We start from the raw sequence: 17984 nt of genomic DNA, 5'->3' as shown, positions 1-17984 counted from the left end.
TTATTATGCTGCGTGGATTTATTATTTTGGATTTTGGTTCGCAATTCACACAGTTGATTGCGCGCCGTTTACGTGAAATGGGATATTATTCGGAAATTCATTCCTATAAATATCCAACAGAAGAAATTCTTAAAAAGAAACCTTATGGAATCATTCTAAGTGGCGGACCTAATTCAGTTTATGAGACTGGTGCTCCGCAAAGAGATATCCAGGAGCTTCGTAACATAAGTCCTTTGTTTTGCGTTTGTTATGGGATGCAATTGCTGACTCACTCATTGGGTGGCCGTGTTGCAAAAGCTCAGCACCGTGAGTATGGGCTGAATTATGTAACATGGACGGAAGTCGTAAAAGGCGTTCCGCAAAAGCAGAAAGTTTGGATGAGCCATGGTGACGTCGTTGAGGCGGTCCCTGAGGGCTTTAAAGTCATCGCAAACTCTGATGGTGATCATCCGGCGGCCATGCGCGGAGAAAATGTCCTGGCAGTTCAGTTTCATCCGGAAGTGGCTCATACCGAGCACGGATTGGATTTGTTGAAATACTACACGACGGAAATGTGTCACGCCCCTGCTGACTGGGATGCTCCTCATATCAAGGATCACTTGATGGACGACATTCGTAAGAAAGTTCAACCCCAAGATCACGTTTTGGTGGGCTTAAGTGGCGGCGTTGATTCCACCGTAGTCGCGACCTTGCTAACCAAAGCTCTGGGTGCGGACCGTGTTCACTGCGTGTTTGTGGATAACGGTTTGCTGCGAAAAAATGAATACGAATCCGTATTGAAAAACTATGAAGGTCTTGGTTTGAATGTTCGTGGTGTCGATGCGACTCAGGAGTTCATGACTGCACTTGCCGGTAAAGCGGATCCTGAAGACAAGCGTAAAGCCATCGGCAGGGTGTTTATTGAAGTCTTTGATAAAAGCTATGATAAGTCATTGCCAATCAAGTGGCTTGCGCAAGGGACTCTGTATCCGGATGTGATTGAAAGCGTCTCGTCAATTGGCGGAAGTGTCACAATCAAATCTCATCATAATGTGGGTGGCTTGCCGGAGAAAATGAATCTTAAATTGTTGGAACCGGTGCGTGAGCTTTTTAAAGACGAAGTTCGTGCTATGGGTGCGCAATTGGGTCTTTCAAAAGAGCTATTGTGGCGTCATCCGTTTCCAGGGCCGGGATTGGCGATTCGTGTTCTGGGTGAAGTGACACCAGAGAAATTGCGCATTTTGAAAGATGCCGATGAAATTTACATTTCTGAACTTCGCAAACACGGGTTATATGAAAAAATCTGGCAGGCATTCTGTGTGCTTCTGCCGGTTAAGACTGTCGGTGTACAGGGCGATTCCAGAACCTACGATCATGTTCTTGCATTGCGTGCTGTGACCTCCAGTGATGGCATGACAGCTGACTGGTATCCTTTCGAATTTGCCTTCCTTCGTGAAGTATCAAATTTGATCACCAACAAGGTGAAGGGTGTAAATCGCGTCGTTTATGATGTGACCAGTAAGCCTCCGGGAACTATCGAGTGGGAATAGTGTCTTTTGACTTTGGATCTACTGCCGCGGGTTGATTTCGATAAACCTAAGGAGAGTAGATTCATTCTCAAAAGATGGAGGTCCACGGTGATTCGCTTAAAGGTGACACGCTTAAAATGGGTGGTGTTCGCTGCCCTTGCCGTAACCAGTGTTTCTTTCGCCGCAGTTCAGATTTTCTTTCAAACCGCAGGCACGTCGGCATTCGGCTACGTCACGGATTTAAACAATCTTCGTCAGGTTCGTAAGGCCATTCAAAATTACGAAATGCTGGTTCGCTACAATCAGGACTCAACGCAAAGTTTGTTCCTGGTTGATAGCAGGCTTAAAACCAATTATTCCCTGGATCAAGACGGTATTTTCGGCGAACTAAAAATGGAAGTCGTCACCGGGGAGAATTTAAAAACCCCAGCATGGAAGAAAACCGAAGAAGCCACGTTGATTAACTACGATCATGAATTTGGGCTGGTCACCACGGGGCTTTCGCAGTGCTGTGGAGCTGCCACGGGTTACCGAATTTACGATGTTGCCACTGGTTATTTGATTATATCCTTTAACTCTTTCTCTGAAAATCCTCAGGTGCAGCATCCCTTTGTGTTGGATGTTCCGAATTCGACTCTGCCGCAAAGATATATCGGTGTGATTGGGACCGATAGTACCCGGGATCAGGACTTTGTGGCGCCAGATGCTGGTAAAATGAAGGCTGCTTTGGTGAAGATGGGAATCGTCAGTAAATTCTATCAACGCCTGCAAATAGATATGGCCGTGGCAGAAGGCTTCGGGGCCAGCGTGCTTTCGGTTGAGATGGAGAAAAATCCAAACGTGACCGACAGTGATAAAATTGAAATCTCCCGTGACATCGCAACTCTGTGGAATATCGACGGTGGTACTGAGCCAAGTGGCGTGGAGGGGGTTCAAATTAAAATCATCCTCAACGGCGGGCAAGGCGATAAAACCGTGATCATTCCTGTGTTGAAGGATCGACTGAGTGTGGATCAGGCGACGGTGCCAGAAGGTGTGAGCTTGCGGTCCTTGGCAATCTAGAATCGCGAGTTTACTTCTGTTAAGCGTTCTTGCGAAAAATGTTAAGTCGCAATAGAATGAGCAATGCTTATTAATGTTGCTCCCCTTCGTAAATATCGTGATTTCCGACTTCTTTATTTTGGACAGATGGTTTCTCTTTTGGGGAGCATGGTGACTTATGTGGCGATTCCCTATGAGGTCTATGAGTTGACCAAAGACAACTGGCTGGTGGGAATGTTGGGTTTGGTCCAACTGTTGCCAGTTCTAGTGTTTGGAATTTTAGGTGGAACTTTCGCGGATCGCATGGATCGCAGAAAGCTGCTGCTGACTTCAGAAATTATCATGACATTGATTATTCTGGCTCAGGCCTTGAATGCGTGTCGGGAAAAACCGTCGGTGCCGTTGATCTTTGTTTTAGTTGCGATCTTTCAGTCTGTTTTGGGGTTTCATCGTCCTGCGATGGAGGCCATGACTCAAAAAATTGTTGAGCCCGAGGATTATCCGGCCATCGGTGCGCTGGGAAGTTTTCGTTGGGCGGCGGGCGCCATCGTGGGGCCGGCCCTGGGTGGTGTGTTGATTGCGAAGTTTGGCGTTAAAGGCGCTTACTTTTTTGATGTTATCAGTTTTGCAGCAGCCTTTGTTGCTTTGTATATGATGAGTCGTATGCCGGCTCCTGAAAAGCGGGACGAATCCCCGTTGGAAGATGCCAAGGTCGGACTTAAATATGCCCTTTCAAAACCCGAACTTGTCGGTACCTATGTGATCGATATTGTTGCGATGGTATTTGCATTTCCTGTCGCATTGTTTCCGGCCATGTCTGAAAATTGGGGAGGAGCCACAGCAGCAGGCGCTTTGTTTTCTGCGATGGCCGTGGGCTCTTTGCTAATGACTTTGTTCAGTGGTTGGACCGGGAAGGTTCGACATCACGGTCGTGCGGTGGTGATTGCGGCAACTCTTTGGGCGGTGTTCATCATCGGAGTGGGGTTTGCTCAGAATCTTTGGGTGGCCGTTTTGTTTTTAGCATTGGCCGGTGCGGCGGATATGATGAGTGGATTATTTCGAGGTATTATTTGGAATCAGACAGTTCCCAACAACCTGCGCGGCCGGTTGTCAGGAATTGAAATGATCTCGTATATGTCGGGACCACTATTAGGAAATGCCCGTGCGGGTTGGGTTGCAGCGAAGTATTCTGTGCCTGTCAGCGTTGCGAGTGGTGGATTGATTTGTGCTGTTATGGTCGTTTTAACAGGCTTTTTGTTGCCTCAGTTTTGGCGCTATCAGAGTCAAGGCAAAGATGAGCAAAAACTTACTCCCCCAGAGGGGTTAACGCAAGGCTCCTAATTTGAATAAACGACGTGGCTAAGATATGAATTTAGCATGTCTTTTGTTCATCTGCACACCCATTCAGAATACTCCCTTTTAGAGGCTGCCTGCCGAGTTAAAGCAATCGCAAAAAAAGCGGCTGCCATGAACATGCCTGCGGCGGCGTTAACAGATAACGGCAACATGTTTGGTGCTGTTGAGTTTTACTTTGCCTGCAAGGATAACAACGTAAAACCACTATTGGGTTTGGATGCATATCTTGCGCCGGGTTCGCGTTTGGAGAAAAAACAAGACCGCGATCAGGTCGCTCAAGGGCCGCGCCGTCTGGTGTTCCTTGCGCAAAACACCAAGGGTTATCAAAACCTTTGTAAGCTTTCGACGATCGGTTATCAGGAAGGTTTTTACTGGAAACCGCGTATCGATTACGAAGTTATCAAAGAATACAATTCTGATTTGATCTGTTTGACGGGTGGACTGCGTGGTGAGGTTGCTGAAGCCTTTATGAAAGAAGGCGCGGATGCAGCGCTGGCCAAGATCCGCCAACTGAAAGAAATCTTTGATGATCGTCTGTATCTGGAAATGTGCCGTACCGGCGTTCCAGAGTGGGATCAGATCAATCCCTTCCTTTTGGAAGCTTCAAAAATCACGGGCGTCCCTGTGGTGGCTAGTAATGATGTTCATTACATGACTCAGGACGATCAGATCGCCCAAGAGGTATTGATCTGTATCGGAACCAATAAAACTTTGAGTGATGAAGGTCGTTTCCGTTTGGGAACGGATGAGTTTTATTTTAAAAAACCAGAGCAAATGGTTGAATTGTTCTCTGATATTCCAGAGGCCATCAGTAACACTTTGCAAATCGCCGAGCGCTGCGATGTGAAATTCAAACTTAAGGACGACGCTGGCAAGCCCATTTATCACTTGCCAACATTCCCCACTGACGAAGGCGTGACTTTGAAAGAAGACATTGCCCGTCGTTCAAAAGAAGGCCTGTTGCAGCGCTTTGAAGAGGCTGCAGAACGCGGGGAGGCTGTCCCTGAAGAGAAAAAACCGGACTACTTTGCTCGTTTGGATTATGAGCTGGGTATCATTGATCGCATGGGGTTCAACGGTTACTTCTTGATCGTCCAGGATTTCATCGGCTGGGCAAAGGATCACGACATCCCTGTGGGGCCAGGTCGTGGATCCGGTGCGGGTTCTCTGGTCGCATATGTATTAAAAATTACGGATTTGGATCCACTTCCAAATTTCCTTCTGTTTGAGCGTTTCCTGAATCCGGAACGTATCTCCATGCCCGACTTCGATATCGACTTCTGTCAGGATCGTCGTCAGGAAGTGATTCGTTATGTGACCGAGAAATACGGTCAGGCTTCAGTTTCTCAGATCATCACCTACGGTAAGTTGCAGACTCGTGCTGCTCTGAAAGACGTGGGTCGCGTATTGGGAATGCTTTTCGCTGAAGTGGATCAGGTGACAAAGCTGATTCCGGATAAATTGGGGATCAGTTTGAAAGAGTCTCTTGAGATGGAGCCTCGCCTGACTGAGATGATGGAGATGAATCCAACGGTTGCGACTTTAATCGATCTTGCACAGCGTGTGGAAGGTATGGTTCGAAACGCAGGGATCCATGCGGCCGGTGTTATCATCGGTGATGGTCAGTTGGTGAAACACGCGCCGCTTTATAAAGGCGCTGATGGCGAGCAAGTCGTTCAATACGATATGAAGCATGCCGAGAAAATCGGTTTGATCAAATTCGACTTCCTGGGATTGAAGACGCTGACTCACATCAACATAGCGTTGAAACATATCAAAAAGAATCGTGGCAAGGCGATCACGTCACGCATGATTCCGATGACCGATACGGCCACCTTTGAAATGATGTCACGTGGTGATACCGCAGGGGTGTTCCAGTTCGAGGGTGAGGGCATCACCGATGCCACTCGTAAAATCCGTCCATCGTCATTTGCGGATATCACTGCGATCACGTCGTTGTACCGTCCGGGTCCGATGGCAAATATTCCTGACTTTACAGATCGTAAGCATGGCAAAGCGCCGGTTGAATATCTTCTGGAAGACACTCGTGAGGTCTTGTCTGAGACCTACGGGATTATGGTTTATCAAGAACAGGTTATGGGTATCGCCTCGCGAATCGCCGGTTACTCTCTCGGGGAAGCCGACATGCTTCGTCGTGCGATGGGTAAGAAGATCAAAGAGGAGATGGATCAGCACCGTGAACGTTTCATGAAGGGTGCGATCGAAAGAGGACACAACAAAGATCGTTCTTCTGAGTTGTTTGATCTGATGTATAAGTTTGCGGATTACGGTTTCAATAAATCCCATGCCGCTGCTTACTCCGTTGTTACGTTACAGACGGCCTGGTTGAAGTGCCACTATCCTGTTGAGTTCTTTGCTGCACTTCTTTCCACCGAGTTGTCTGATACGGATAAAATCGTCAAGTACTCCAAGGATGCGGCAAAGCGTGGAATCACGGTTAAATCCCCGCATGTGAATTTCTCGGAATATTTCTTTGGTGCCCATGGGGACGAAGTTTACTTCGGTCTGGGCGGGATCAAGGGTGTTGGGCAAAATGCGGTTGAAGCCATTGTTGAAGCCCGTGAAAACATGCCTGACAAGAAGTTCAACTCTCTGGATGAATTTTTCAATGCGATCGATCTTCGTCGCGTAAATAAAAAAGTGATCGAGTGTTTGATTAAAGCTGGTGCCTTCGATGGGTTCGGTGCACACCGGAATCAGTTGATCAGCGGTTATCAGAAATTCCTGGATCGAGCTCAAGGTTTGCAAAAAGACCGTGAGCTGGGGCAGTCGTCATTGTTTGATCTGGGGCCTTCTACAGAAACTATTGTTAAACTGGAAGAGGTAAAATCCTGGAACCGTACAGCGACTCTGGCTTACGAAAAAGAAGTTTTGGGTTTCTATCTGAGTGATCACCCGTTGAAGGGGTTTGATACACTATCTGAGATCTTTACGACTTGTAAAGTTGTGGATTTGCCAGCCCAGATGCCAGCTCAGGGTTCACCTGAATGGGAAGCCATGCAGGCCGCCAAGAAAGACTGGAAAAACCGCGATGCTGCGAAAAAGCGCGTGATCGTCGCCGGCCTCATCACTGAGTTGCGTGAGTTGATCACGAAAAAAGGAACTCGTATGGCTTTCGGTAAGATCGAGGATCTGACCGGGGCGGTGGAGTTGGTGATCTTCCCCGATGCTTTCGCCAAGAATGGTGAGATGCTGAAAGATGAGCGTCCGATGTTGATCGGCGGTGGTCTTGAGGTCGAGGAAGGGGTGGCAAAGATCATGGTGGATTCTGTGTCTCCGTTGGAGGACATTTTAAAGAAAACCAAACGTATGGTCTTTAGGCTGGATCGTATTCCGCACCAGGATTATCAGAGTTTGAGTTTATTGATGAAGGATAATCCCGGTCCAACGGCAGTAAGTCTGGAAATTGATATACCCGACGTCCGTCGCCGTGTGATGATGGAAGTAGGCGATATATCCGGTGTGAATGTCAGCAATGAGTTCTTTGAAGGCGTCCATTCCTTGTTTGGACGAACGGATTTTATTGAATTGAGGTAAGGAAAATGCGTTTTGCATCTTTGATTGTTTTCTTCGTGATGTTTTCTTCTATCGTATTTGCACAACAAGCGGATCTTCTGGAGCGTAACTTCGCCGGAACTTCCAAACAAACAACTCCGCAGGCTGCAAAGGCGGATATTCAAAACCAAGCTTCGCAAAAAATTTCCGAGGAAGTTATCAAGGATCTGATTGGCGAGGAACGATACTCCAAAAACAAATCCTTGATCGCGAATAAAGTGATCAAGCTTTCGCCCCGTTATATTCCATTTGTGAAGCCTTCACCGATCACTCAGGAAGGTGAAGAGTACAAGATGACAGTGAACATGAAAGTGTCGCTGACGGATCTGAAACAGCTTTTGCAGGTGAATTCACTTTTGAACGAAAACGACACCATTCCGGTGGTTTTGCCGGTGATCAGTGTCGTGGATCGTGTTGAAGGACGCAGTTACCGTTGGTGGCAGACGTCCTCGGATAAGAATCAAGGCTTTCTGGTAAAACAAAATCGCACCATTGAAGAAGCCCTTCGTGGTTCTTTTTTGAAAAGTGGTTTTTATGTGATCAAGCCCGTCGAATCAGGTTTGGGAATCAATGTTCCCGGCAGTTATCAGAATGAAAGAATTGCTGGTGATGATGCGCAGTTTTTTGCGCAATACTTCAATGCTCCGGTATTGATTGACGGCCAGATCTTTTTAAGTAAAGCGGATAAAGGTAACGGCTATAAAGTTGAGATCCGCATGACAGCCCTGCAGGTAAGCAATGCCCGCCCGATTGCGGATGTGTCTCGTCGTTACGATGTGCAAGGTTCCTTCGAGGGTGCGGTTGATAAAAAAATCCGCGAAGTGGCCGAGGCGGTTTCCAATGATCTGGCTTCCCAGGTGTTTGAAGCATGGCAAAGAGGTTCCGTGGGTACTTCCGTTATTCGCGTGACAGTTACTGGCAAGCATACGTTGCCTTCGATGGAAGCTTTGAAGGAGCGCATTCGCTCCCAATTGACTCAGGTTAAAAACATTCGTGAGAGATTGGTGAGTTCTGACTCTGTCAGTTTTGAAGTGGACACTGCGGCTTCGGCAGCAGAACTTGCCACAAAGCTTGAGACATTGGATGTCAATGGCAAGAAACTGGTTAAAGTATCTGAAGATCGCGAAGAAATTGTTTTAAAACTGGCGCAATAAGGAGGCTCTGGTGAGATTGCTTTTGGTTTTGACGGCCGTTTTGTCCATGGTGGGATGTATGACGGTGGATCGCGGTGGCGGTCCTCAGCGCGAAGTTCGTGATGACAACCAGGTCTCTTATAAGAATGATTCTTCGCCTCGCAAGCGTTTGATGGTTCTACCATTTTTGGATTCCTCAGATAAACGTCCCCAAAGTGTACGGGATCGTGCTCGTGCGGCTTTTATTTCTGATTTAAATCGTTCAGGCGAGTTGATCGCTATGGACAGTCGAGAACTAAATATTGATTTGACCAAAATGATGGACCCCGCAGGTGGATATAAACTTTCTGAAGTATCCAAAGCTGCCGGTGCCTTGGGTTTCAATGCTGTTTTGGAAGGTCGTGTTCTGGATGTGCGAGTCAAGCGCAGTGCTGACAACGTAGGTGTTGTTCGACAAATGACCACGGGTTTTGAGGTCGTGGCCCAAGTTCGCGTTGTCACAGCTCGCAGTGGTCAGGAAGTTTTTAACACTATCAAGACAGTCACTCTTAAAGACCAAGGCGTTCGAGTTGGTGAGAGAGTGGAGACTGACAAGTTTTTGCAAAACAATCCTGATATGATCGACGTTATTGTTAAAGATGCTTTTTTGGATTTCTCTCCGCAGGTATTAACGGCGCTTGAGAAGATTTCCTGGGAAGGTCGTATTGCTGCAATACAGGGAGATCGCATTTATCTGAATGTTGGCAAGATTTCCGGTTTGGAAATGGGTGATCTTCTAAAGGTGATCGAGGATGGTAATGACATTTATGACCCAGAAAGTGGGACGCATATTGGACGCGCTCCTGGTCGATTGAAGGGCACGCTTGAAGTGATTTCTTACTTTGGAACCGACGGCTCTATTGCCATCATTCATAGTGGTTCCGGATTTAAAGAAAACGACCGCGTAGAGATCTATTAATTCCTGTATTTCGAAAATATTTCGGGTTACGATGAAAGCGTGAAATACTCATTCTTGCTTTGCATATTTATCCTGATGTCTTCAGTCGCTCATGCCAAGGACTGGAAAGTGGCCGTTTTATACTGGAGTATGAAAATCGAAGGCCAGGTTGCCATGCGCAAAGGCCTCGAAGAGCAGGTTCAGAAATATAATACCGAAAACAAAGGAAAAAACTCCATCACTGTGACTCCCTATGTTGCGGGTGAAGGACGGGCCGGGATTGAAAATCAGGTCAATCAATTGCAACAAGCCTTAAAAACAAAGCCGAATGCCATCGTCATCCAACCGACTGACAACTCAGCCCTGGCTTCCGGTCTGCAAGAAGCCAATAAGTTGAAAATTCCGGTCATTGCCTACGATCAGTATATCGTGAACGGTGATCTGACTGCCTTTATCACGAGTGCGAATTACCATGCGGGGCGGGACAACGGGCAGTTCATCACAAGTTTATTCAAGCCTGAAAAGAAAATCAGAATTGTCGTTTTTGAGTATCCGCAGGTTTCATCAACCACGGAGCGGGTAGATGGTTTTTTTGATTCTTTAAGAAGTCAGAATGTCCGTTTTGAAGTTGTTGGTGTTTATCAGGCGGTTGATCCCGATTCAGGCAAGGCAGCCGTTAAAAAGTTTTTGAAGGATTTTCCAGCGAAAGACAGTGTCGATTTGATTTTGACCGTCAATGACGGTGGTGGTTTGGAGATAATCAAAGAACTTTATGCCAAGAAAAGAACCGAAATCAGACACGCCACCTTTGATGGGGACCCTGCTTCGGTTGAGAATATTCGAGAAGATCGTTTGACGGTTATTGATTCAGCTCAGTTCTGCGGGGAACTGGGGCGTGAATCCGTTCGGGTGCTTGTGAAAGTGCTAAATGGGAATCCGGTTGAACGCAAGATTCGTGTCACCACGTTCCCTATCACCAAAAAGAATATTGCGGAGTATCCAGGCTGGATGGGTGTGCCCAAAGCCGTTGCTCCCAAAAAAGCAGAAAAGAAAACCACCTCCCCTCTGGCGCGAAAGGAATTTGATGGAAATCAGAAGCGCATCATTCGCATTGGGACGACTCCACTTTGTCCGTATATTTGTGAAAAGTCCCCGGGTGTATGGACGGGTTATCTTTTTGAAATCCTAGGGGAGGTCTCTCGCGATCTCGGTGTTGAGCTGCGTTTGGAGAATGTGACGACTGCACGGTTGAAACAAGGGCTGCAAAATCGCAAGCTAGATTACATTATCGCGCCGGAATACCTGGTTCGTTATATGGATGATATTCTGGTCGTGGGTCCTCAGTTGGGGGTGAACTACACCGGAGCGCTGTTGGATAAAGCCAATAAGGCGCCGCAGATTTTTGACCGACAATCCCAGGTGAATAAGAAAATCATTTATTCTGACTTCGGACTTCAGGATGGACGTATTGAGGCTGAGTTTTCTGGACAGAAAATCAATAAGCTTTCAGGCTCCGACGTTGTTGAAAGAATGGTGCGCATCGTGGCGCAAAAACGCATGGACGTGGCGCTGGGAGATTATAACGTTCTCCGTTATTATCTGCTTCGCGATAAAGGGCAATTTACCCTTCATCCAACTTCCATCACCGGTTTTAGCTTTCTAGTCCTAGTGGGCCTTAAGAAAAACCCCCAGGTTCAGGTTTTGGGTACGGGTTTGGATGAGTGGTTTGCGCAATCCCGTAAGAACTCTCACCTTCAGGAGATTCTGGGCCGTTATAATCTGACGGACTGGGAGATGCTGGCTCGCGATTAAAATATTGATTTTATAGCGAAAAATACATAATCATAGAGAGTCTGTGAAAGGGCCTTCTATGCAAACGACACTGGTTAAATCACTTTATAGAGAAACTGAAAAACACCTGGATAAAGAAATCCAAATGTCCGGATGGGTTCGTAAGATCCGTGACCAAAAAAACTTTGGCTTTATCGAGTTGAATGACGGCTCTTTCTTTAAAGGTGTGCAAGTAGTCTTTGACGAAAAAATGGCAAACTTTGCTGACGTGGCAAAGCTTTCTATCGCAAGCTCCATCATCGTCACGGGTAAAGTGGTGAAGTCCCAAGGAGCAGGTCAATCATTCGAGGTTTTGGCTTCCAAAGTTGAAGTGATTCAAAAAGCTTCTGCGGAATATCCACTGCAAAACAAACGTCACAGCTTCGAGTACCTGCGCGAGATCGCGCACTTGCGTCCACGTGGTAACACGTTCTCTGCAGTTTTCCGTGTGCGTTCGGTATTGGCTTACGCAATTCATAAATTCTTCCAGGAGCAAAACTTCGTTTACGTGAACACTCCGATCATCACCGGCTCTGATGCTGAAGGTGCTGGTGAAATGTTCCGTGTAACAACATTGAAGTTGGACAATCCACCAAAAACGGCTGATGGCAAGATTGATGCTTCCAAAGATTTCTTCGGTAAAGAGACAAACTTAACGGTATCAGGCCAGTTGAATGGTGAAACATTCTGTGCGGCTTTCCGTGATATCTACACATTTGGTCCAACGTTCCGTGCGGAGAATTCAAACACCTCCCGTCACGCGGCGGAGTTCTGGATGATCGAGCCTGAGATCGCTTTTGCTGATTTGACAGCGAATATGGAATTGGCTGAAGACATGATCAAGTACATCATCCGCTACGTGATGGAACAATGTCCGGAAGAGATGGAATTCTTTAGTCAGTTCATCGAAAAAGGCCTGTTCGACAAGTTGAACAACGTTTTGAACAACAACTTTGCCCGTGTGACTTACACGGAGGCGATCGATATTTTGAAAAAATCCGGCAAGAAGTTTGAGTTCAATGTTGAGTGGGGTATCGACATGCAATCCGAGCATGAAAGATTCCTGGCTGAAGAGCACTTCAAACGCCCGGTTTTCGTGACGGATTATCCAAAAGAAATCAAAGCGTTCTACATGAAGCTAAACGCAGATGGTAAGACTGTTCGTGCCATGGACTTGTTGGCTCCTGGTATCGGGGAAATCATTGGTGGGTCCCAACGTGAAGACAATCTGGAGATCCTGGAATCCCGTATGACGGGTCATGGTCTGCATTTGAATGACTATTCTTTCTATACTGATCTTCGCCGCTATGGCAGTTTCCCACACGCAGGATACGGCTTGGGCTTTGAGCGTATGCTGATGTACGTGACGGGGATGACTAATATCCGTGACGTGATTCCATTCCCAAGAACGCCGAACAACGCTCTATTCTAGAGAGCGTTGTTGTTCGATAAGAATAACAAGATACCTCCCATAAAATATTTCGATATGACCTCTAGGGATCTCCAGATTAGTTTTGCAATTTGGAGGTCCGATGAGATTTGTCGTTCTATTTCTGCTTTTGTTTGTCTCGAGTAATTCTTTTGCATCCATCAAATATGTACTGATGATGTCACCGCTGTCTGCTTCAGAGATGCCCTATGAAAAGGCAAATAAGTATTGCAAAAAGTTGAAGTCCCCCTGCGAGGTCACGAACACCACCACTGTGGCTTGTGATGATAAAGTCTTTGAGAAGTGGGATGTGCCTGCCAAAGAGGAGTTGGATCATCTGACAACCAAAACACATCCCGAACGCTTTGTGTGGACGAAATCCAGGCTCTTTGCGGTCGGGGATGGATTGCCAGTGGTCTATCGCTTTTCAAAAGGTGGATCCTATGGACCCAGTTTAGGGAAGAATCACCGAGTTCGCTGTGTAAAGTGGACGACAATATAGAGTCGAACCCAGTGTTGCGCTGAGCCATTTCTTGCGGAACCGCGGGGCAACAGATAGATTTATCTCTCCAATTATGTGCGGATATAGCGTAGTTGGTAGCGCGCTTCCTTGACATGGAAGAGGTCACTGGTTCAAGTCCAGTTATTCGCACCAATTTCTTCCTCAGGAAGGAATCTTCCAATCTCCCCTCAGGTAACAGGGCGAATTCAAGTTTTTAACGCAACAGATCCTGCAACGCGGAACCGCAGCGGTTCTGCATGATGTCAGTCTGATTGAGTACAGCTTTTTTGCCAGTGATTTTTGGTAATTTGTTTATTCGATTCCATAACGATTATTGAACACCCAAAGAGGCGACAAACTTTTGAATCTTATAGATAAATGTGTCGTAATCTGATTCACTTGGCCAATGCCCCGATTCATTTAATCTGACCATTTGAACATTAGGCAACTTCTCGAGTTCTTTAGCCTCTTGTTCTTGCAAAGCATGACCTTCCTTCTCGCCCTTAAAATACAATGTAGGCTTATTTAGAGATTTAAAAACTCCGCTTAGATCGACAGGCGAAAATTCGTCATGAATTTTTCGAGCAATTTCAATAGAAGAATTTTGCGGAGGACTTTCGACGACTCTTTGAAGCCACTGATCAGATATATTGTTCTGAATTAAGCCCTTATCTACTAAAATAAGGCCTGCGATGCGATCTATCCTTTTCTCGCAAGCAGCGACTGCAAAAAGACAGCCGAATGAATGTGCAAAGAGAATAATATTTTCGTCAGGACATGAGTCAATGACTGCAAGCACATCGCTAACCTGAGAATGGAATGTGTAACTAACGAATGCTCGAGTACTCTTTCCTCTACCTCTGACGCTCATTGCAGCCAAAGAATATTGGGTAAGACTCGCAAACTCTTCTTTACAGTCCTCAGCTACGCCAAACATACCTGGTATCATTAAGATAAAGGCGGTATTTTTGAGAGGTTGCCATAGCGTGTGAATTTGGCCTTCGTCATTTGGAATAAATTTTTCTTCCATACCAAATTTAATCAGAACTTCCATCGCAATGTCATCAAAGGAATGTTTCTAAACCACCCAGCGACGAACACCGCACAGACTTCGTGTATATCACGCTGCCGCATCCGAATCGGATGTGGAGATGTAGCAGGGGTAATGAAAAGGTGTGTGTGTTGCCCTTAGTACTTTTTTACAGAGGACGGCGAATGGTTCTGCCGTAAACGATAAATGCACAGAAGCCCGCTGTGATCAGCCAATAGATTACCGGTTGAGGTGAGCGATCCCCCGAGAAAAAGTGCAAAGTACAGAAGATCAGCATCTCAAATCCGATAAGGCCCGCGGCAATCGGAGTTAGCAGTGTATGGCGTTTTAGAATGCCGGGAATCACGAGGGCAGTTGCACAAAGAAGCTCAACGATGGCAAGCCCCATCCAGACTCCGTCGGGAATCAGCGCCAACGAAGGCATGGTCTGCTCTGCTGTATGAGAGAATTTCCAGAGGGCGCCAATACCAGTGTGCAGAGCAAGAAGGATTTGTAGTACCCAAAGAGCAATATTCATAGAGACCCCCGTTTGCTTAAAGCCTAAAATAAAAAGGCACTGAGTTCAATCAGTGCCTTTCATCGCAGGTTCAACAAATAGAAGCCTTTGGGGTTATCCGCCGCAATAGCTTTCAGCGACTACGCCACGGTCAGCGCCACCGCGAGACATCTTGTGGCAGGTATCGTCGCCGAATCTTTGATAGATAATACCACCGCACATTTGATCAGATACAGTACCACCATCCGTATCGCCACCTGTCCAAATATGGCAATTGCCATCGGCAAGCCATTGATAGGTATTTCCACCTCCACCACATAATTGGCTGTTCACGACACCCAAGTCGTCGCCGTCGCTTGAGACTTCGTGGCATTGCCCATCGCTAAACCATACATTAGATGCAGCAAATGATGAGGATGTAGCCAGAACCAATAGAATTAATGTAGCAAAGCCTTTCAATTTCATAATATCTCCCTTTTTCATCCACATACCTAGCAAAAGCCAAACCTGGCTCATAAATAGGTAGGTTGCTTTTGGCCTGTAAAGGGAGTGAACAGTGGCTAATTTAGGGCATCCTTGTGAACGTATTGTTGCTTTTGCGGGTCGTTGGATATTCAATTTATGGCGGAGGTTGTGATGATCGATTTTTATACTGCTGCTACCCCTAATGGTCGTAAAGTCGCTATTATGCTTGAGGAGCTGGGTGTTCCTTATACCAAGCACATGGTGGACTTAAAATCGGGTGATCAAAAGAAGCCCGAGTTTTTAGCTATGAACCCCAATGGTCGTATTCCAGTCATTGTCGATCACGCCGCTGATGGCGATTTGCCGGTATTTGAAAGTGCCGCAATTCTTTATTACCTTGCAGAGAAGTATAACGGGAAATTCTTTGGTTCTGATTTGAAAGAACGCACATCTGCGATGCAGTGGATGATGTTTCAAATGTCAGGAGTCGGTCCCAACTTCGGGAATCTGTACTACGGAAAAAACTCAATGACCCCGCACAATCCTGGTTTCATTGAGCGCTTTGAAAAAGAAAGTCGCCGCATTATTGGTGTTTTGGAATTGGCTTTGGAAAAATCAGAATATCTGGCGGGTAGTCACTATACGATCGCCGACATGACGACCTACCCATGGATCGCAGCGAAGCTGCAGATGGCCCCAGAGATGTTTTCAGAGGCCCCCAGGGTTAAACAGTGGGCTCAGAAGATTTCGGAGCGTCCAGCTGTTCAGAAAGCAATGGCTTAAGACCTTTAAAATCCCATAAATCGTGGTCCATCATCTGGCTTGGCTTCACATTGCCCATGGCTGTTTGAATGGACGAGTAGATGTTGGGAATTTCTTTTTCCAGGTCGCGCACCAGTTTCTTGATGCGCACGCGTTTTAGACCATCTTGGGAGCCGCACAGATTGCACGGAATCACCGGGAAGGCCCACGCAGCAGCTAATTCTTCGATATCGCGTTCAGAAACATAAGCCAGGGGGCGGAGTAAAATATTGCGCCCATCATCCGAGCGCAGCTTAGCCGGCATCGCAGCCGTTTGGCCCGTATAAAACATATTTAAAAGAGCTGTATGAACAACGTCATCACGGTGATGGCCCAAAGCCATTTTCGTAAAACCTAAATCATGGGCATAGTCATATAAAATTCCACGACGAAGTCGGGAACACAAAGAGCAGTACGTCGCCCCTTTGGACTTCTCTTTCACGATTGAATAGGTGTCTTTTTCGATGACGTGAAGTTTGACCCCTAGGGATTCAATCCAGACTTTGAATTTCGTCGCATCAAAGCCTGGTTGTTTTTGATCCAGAATGGCGGCTTCCACATGAAATTGACGTTCGGAACGTTTTTGAATTTGGGTCAAAAGCGCAAGTAAAACGCTGGAGTCCTTGCCGCCGGAAACGCAAACCATCAGCTTGTCGCCGTTCTCGATCATGTTGAAATCATTCAAAGCCTGAACGATTTGTTTGCGGATTTTAATGGCGAGCGGGTGCTCAAAGTTTGCTGGTGACATCGGAGTTATTTTTAGACGAAATCTCAACGACTTGTCGAGCTAATTTAATGCCCGCTGACGTCAGGTCCGCTATACCCCGCGTATAAACCTTATCGCCGATGCTGTACTGGGAGCTGTAGTGGTCAATAAAGTAAATAATTTTCAGTTCCACCCAGTTCTCATTGGCATCAGAGACATAGGCCCAAGGGGCTGGGATCCCGCGAACCTCCCCAATTCCTGCCACGATCTTTTCCAGGATCTGTTTTGCCAGTTCCACATTTTCGCCATAGGCCAGGCGGAAGATCTGACGGCGTAGAATGGGGTTGTCGGGCGGGGAGAAGTTTGAGATCTGGGCATTGGCCATGAAGCGATTTGAAAAGGTGATGATCTCGTCAGAAAAACCCACCAGCGTCGTGGATCTCCAGGAAATTTCTTTTACCTGCCCCGTGGCTTTTTGAATACCGCTGGTGATTTCCAACCAGTCTCCGATTTCAAAGTTGCGATCCAGCTGCAAAGAAATCCCGGCAAAAAGATTTCCCAAGGTGTCCTGAAGTGCAAGCCCCAGAATCACGGATGCCGCCGCCGAAGTTGCAAGCAGAGGTCCCAGCTCCAAACCGAAAATTCTGTTGATGCCCCAAAACAACAGGACGATGGACATTAACAGTGAAAAAATATTTACAAGTAGCAATGGAACACCATGCTTCATGGATCCCAGAAAAAGGTACTGCAATACCATCAAGCGAGTTGTTTTTACGAAAACGATATTGGCCCAGATAAAGGTCAATAAGGCAAAGTACGGAGTGAAGCGATTGAAGCTGGCCAATTGCGCTTCGGAACTTTGCATGAAGATAAATAAAACAAACAAGAAGCTTAGAATAACGAAGTGACGAATCAAAATACGGAAATGATTGCGGATACTTTTGTGTCGCTCTTCACTTACTTCTTTTAAAAAGAATTTGTAAAACAGCCAGGAGATTGCGAGTAAACATCCAATCAGAATGTAACCTTCAAGTTGAAGAATGTCGTACAGTACCTGAATTTTGATGAACTTCTCTGCCATGCTGATTCCTCAATCGTTAACCATGAGTATAGTGACTATTTTTTAGTCTAGTCGAGGGAAAATTTTTTGCCG

At 46.5% G+C, this 17984-nt stretch carries 15 protein-coding genes and 1 tRNA gene; 11 read left to right on the top strand and 5 right to left on the bottom strand.

What is annotated here, in order from left to right; all coding sequences use genetic code 11:
- The first annotated feature begins 5 nt into the window (after positions 1 to 5).
- The 10 genes from guaA to AAAA73_RS06890 all read left to right on the top strand — a co-directional run bounded on the left by guaA (position 6) and on the right by AAAA73_RS06890 (position 13465).
- Positions 6 to 1529, top strand: a complete 1524-nt coding sequence (guaA, locus tag AAAA73_RS06935) for a glutamine-hydrolyzing GMP synthase (RefSeq protein ID WP_340597467.1) — start codon at positions 6 to 8, stop codon at positions 1527 to 1529.
- A gap of 87 nt (positions 1530 to 1616) precedes the next feature.
- Positions 1617 to 2570, top strand: coding sequence for a hypothetical protein (locus AAAA73_RS06930; RefSeq protein WP_340597466.1), 954 nt, complete (start codon positions 1617 to 1619; stop codon positions 2568 to 2570).
- A gap of 63 nt (positions 2571 to 2633) precedes the next feature.
- Positions 2634 to 3890: an MFS transporter gene (locus tag AAAA73_RS06925; RefSeq protein WP_340597465.1), complete on the top strand. Its 1257-nt coding sequence runs from the start codon at positions 2634 to 2636 to the stop codon at positions 3888 to 3890.
- A 36-nt stretch (positions 3891 to 3926) separates the two neighbouring features.
- A complete protein-coding gene (gene dnaE, locus AAAA73_RS06920; protein ID WP_340597464.1) occupies positions 3927 to 7463 on the top strand; it encodes a DNA polymerase III subunit alpha in 3537 nt (1178 codons plus the stop codon).
- Positions 7464 to 7468: 5 nt separating this feature from the next.
- Positions 7469 to 8635 carry a hypothetical protein gene (locus tag AAAA73_RS06915; protein WP_340597463.1) on the top strand — a complete coding sequence of 389 codons (1167 nt, stop codon included), beginning with the start codon at positions 7469 to 7471 and terminating at the stop codon, positions 8633 to 8635.
- Between the two features lie 10 nt (positions 8636 to 8645).
- Positions 8646 to 9572, top strand: coding sequence for a hypothetical protein (locus AAAA73_RS06910; RefSeq protein ID WP_340597462.1), 927 nt, complete (start codon positions 8646 to 8648; stop codon positions 9570 to 9572).
- A gap of 75 nt (positions 9573 to 9647) precedes the next feature.
- Complete coding sequence (locus AAAA73_RS06905) at positions 9648 to 11363, top strand: substrate-binding domain-containing protein (protein WP_340597461.1); 1716 nt, start codon at positions 9648 to 9650, stop codon at positions 11361 to 11363.
- Positions 11364 to 11421: 58 nt separating this feature from the next.
- On the top strand, positions 11422 to 12813 hold the full coding sequence (gene asnS / locus AAAA73_RS06900; RefSeq protein WP_340597460.1) for an asparagine--tRNA ligase: 1392 nt from the start codon (positions 11422 to 11424) through the stop codon (positions 12811 to 12813).
- A gap of 100 nt (positions 12814 to 12913) precedes the next feature.
- Positions 12914 to 13312, top strand: a complete 399-nt coding sequence (locus tag AAAA73_RS06895; RefSeq protein WP_340597459.1) for a hypothetical protein — start codon at positions 12914 to 12916, stop codon at positions 13310 to 13312.
- 77 nt (positions 13313 to 13389) lie between these two features.
- A tRNA-Val gene (locus AAAA73_RS06890) sits at positions 13390 to 13465 on the top strand.
- A 178-nt stretch (positions 13466 to 13643) separates the two neighbouring features.
- On the opposite strand, the gene AAAA73_RS06885 is transcribed toward AAAA73_RS06890, so the two are convergent.
- From AAAA73_RS06885 to AAAA73_RS06875, 3 genes are all read right to left on the bottom strand, one after another.
- Entirely contained in the window at positions 13644 to 14366 is a 723-nt protein-coding gene (locus AAAA73_RS06885) for an alpha/beta fold hydrolase (protein WP_340597458.1), read from the bottom strand.
- 145 nt (positions 14367 to 14511) lie between these two features.
- Positions 14512 to 14880 (bottom strand): DoxX family protein, encoded by a 369-nt coding sequence (locus tag AAAA73_RS06880; RefSeq protein ID WP_340597457.1) that lies wholly within the window; start codon positions 14878 to 14880, stop codon positions 14512 to 14514.
- Between the two features lie 93 nt (positions 14881 to 14973).
- Complete coding sequence (locus AAAA73_RS06875) at positions 14974 to 15291, bottom strand: hypothetical protein (protein ID WP_340597456.1); 318 nt, start codon at positions 15289 to 15291, stop codon at positions 14974 to 14976.
- A 189-nt stretch (positions 15292 to 15480) separates the two neighbouring features.
- Between AAAA73_RS06875 and AAAA73_RS06870 the strand changes: the two genes are divergently transcribed.
- Positions 15481 to 16107: a glutathione S-transferase family protein gene (locus AAAA73_RS06870; RefSeq protein ID WP_340597455.1), complete on the top strand. Its 627-nt coding sequence runs from the start codon at positions 15481 to 15483 to the stop codon at positions 16105 to 16107.
- On the opposite strand, the gene ttcA is transcribed toward AAAA73_RS06870, so the two are convergent.
- Together ttcA and AAAA73_RS06860 are read right to left on the bottom strand one after the other, a co-directional pair.
- A complete protein-coding gene (ttcA, locus tag AAAA73_RS06865) occupies positions 16049 to 16873 on the bottom strand; it encodes a tRNA 2-thiocytidine(32) synthetase TtcA (protein ID WP_340597454.1) in 825 nt (274 codons plus the stop codon). The genes AAAA73_RS06870 and ttcA overlap by 59 nt on opposite strands.
- On the bottom strand, positions 16854 to 17912 hold the full coding sequence (locus tag AAAA73_RS06860; RefSeq protein WP_340597453.1) for a mechanosensitive ion channel family protein: 1059 nt from the start codon (positions 17910 to 17912) through the stop codon (positions 16854 to 16856). The genes ttcA and AAAA73_RS06860 overlap by 20 nt, the downstream gene beginning before the upstream one ends.
- Positions 17913 to 17984: the final 72 nt, after the last annotated feature.

The organism is Bdellovibrio sp. GT3 (genome assembly GCF_037996765.1).
Taxonomy (GTDB): domain Bacteria; phylum Bdellovibrionota; class Bdellovibrionia; order Bdellovibrionales; family Bdellovibrionaceae; genus Bdellovibrio.
The sequence above is the reverse complement of the archived record's forward strand: the minus strand, read 5'-3'. Positions and strand labels throughout refer to the sequence as shown.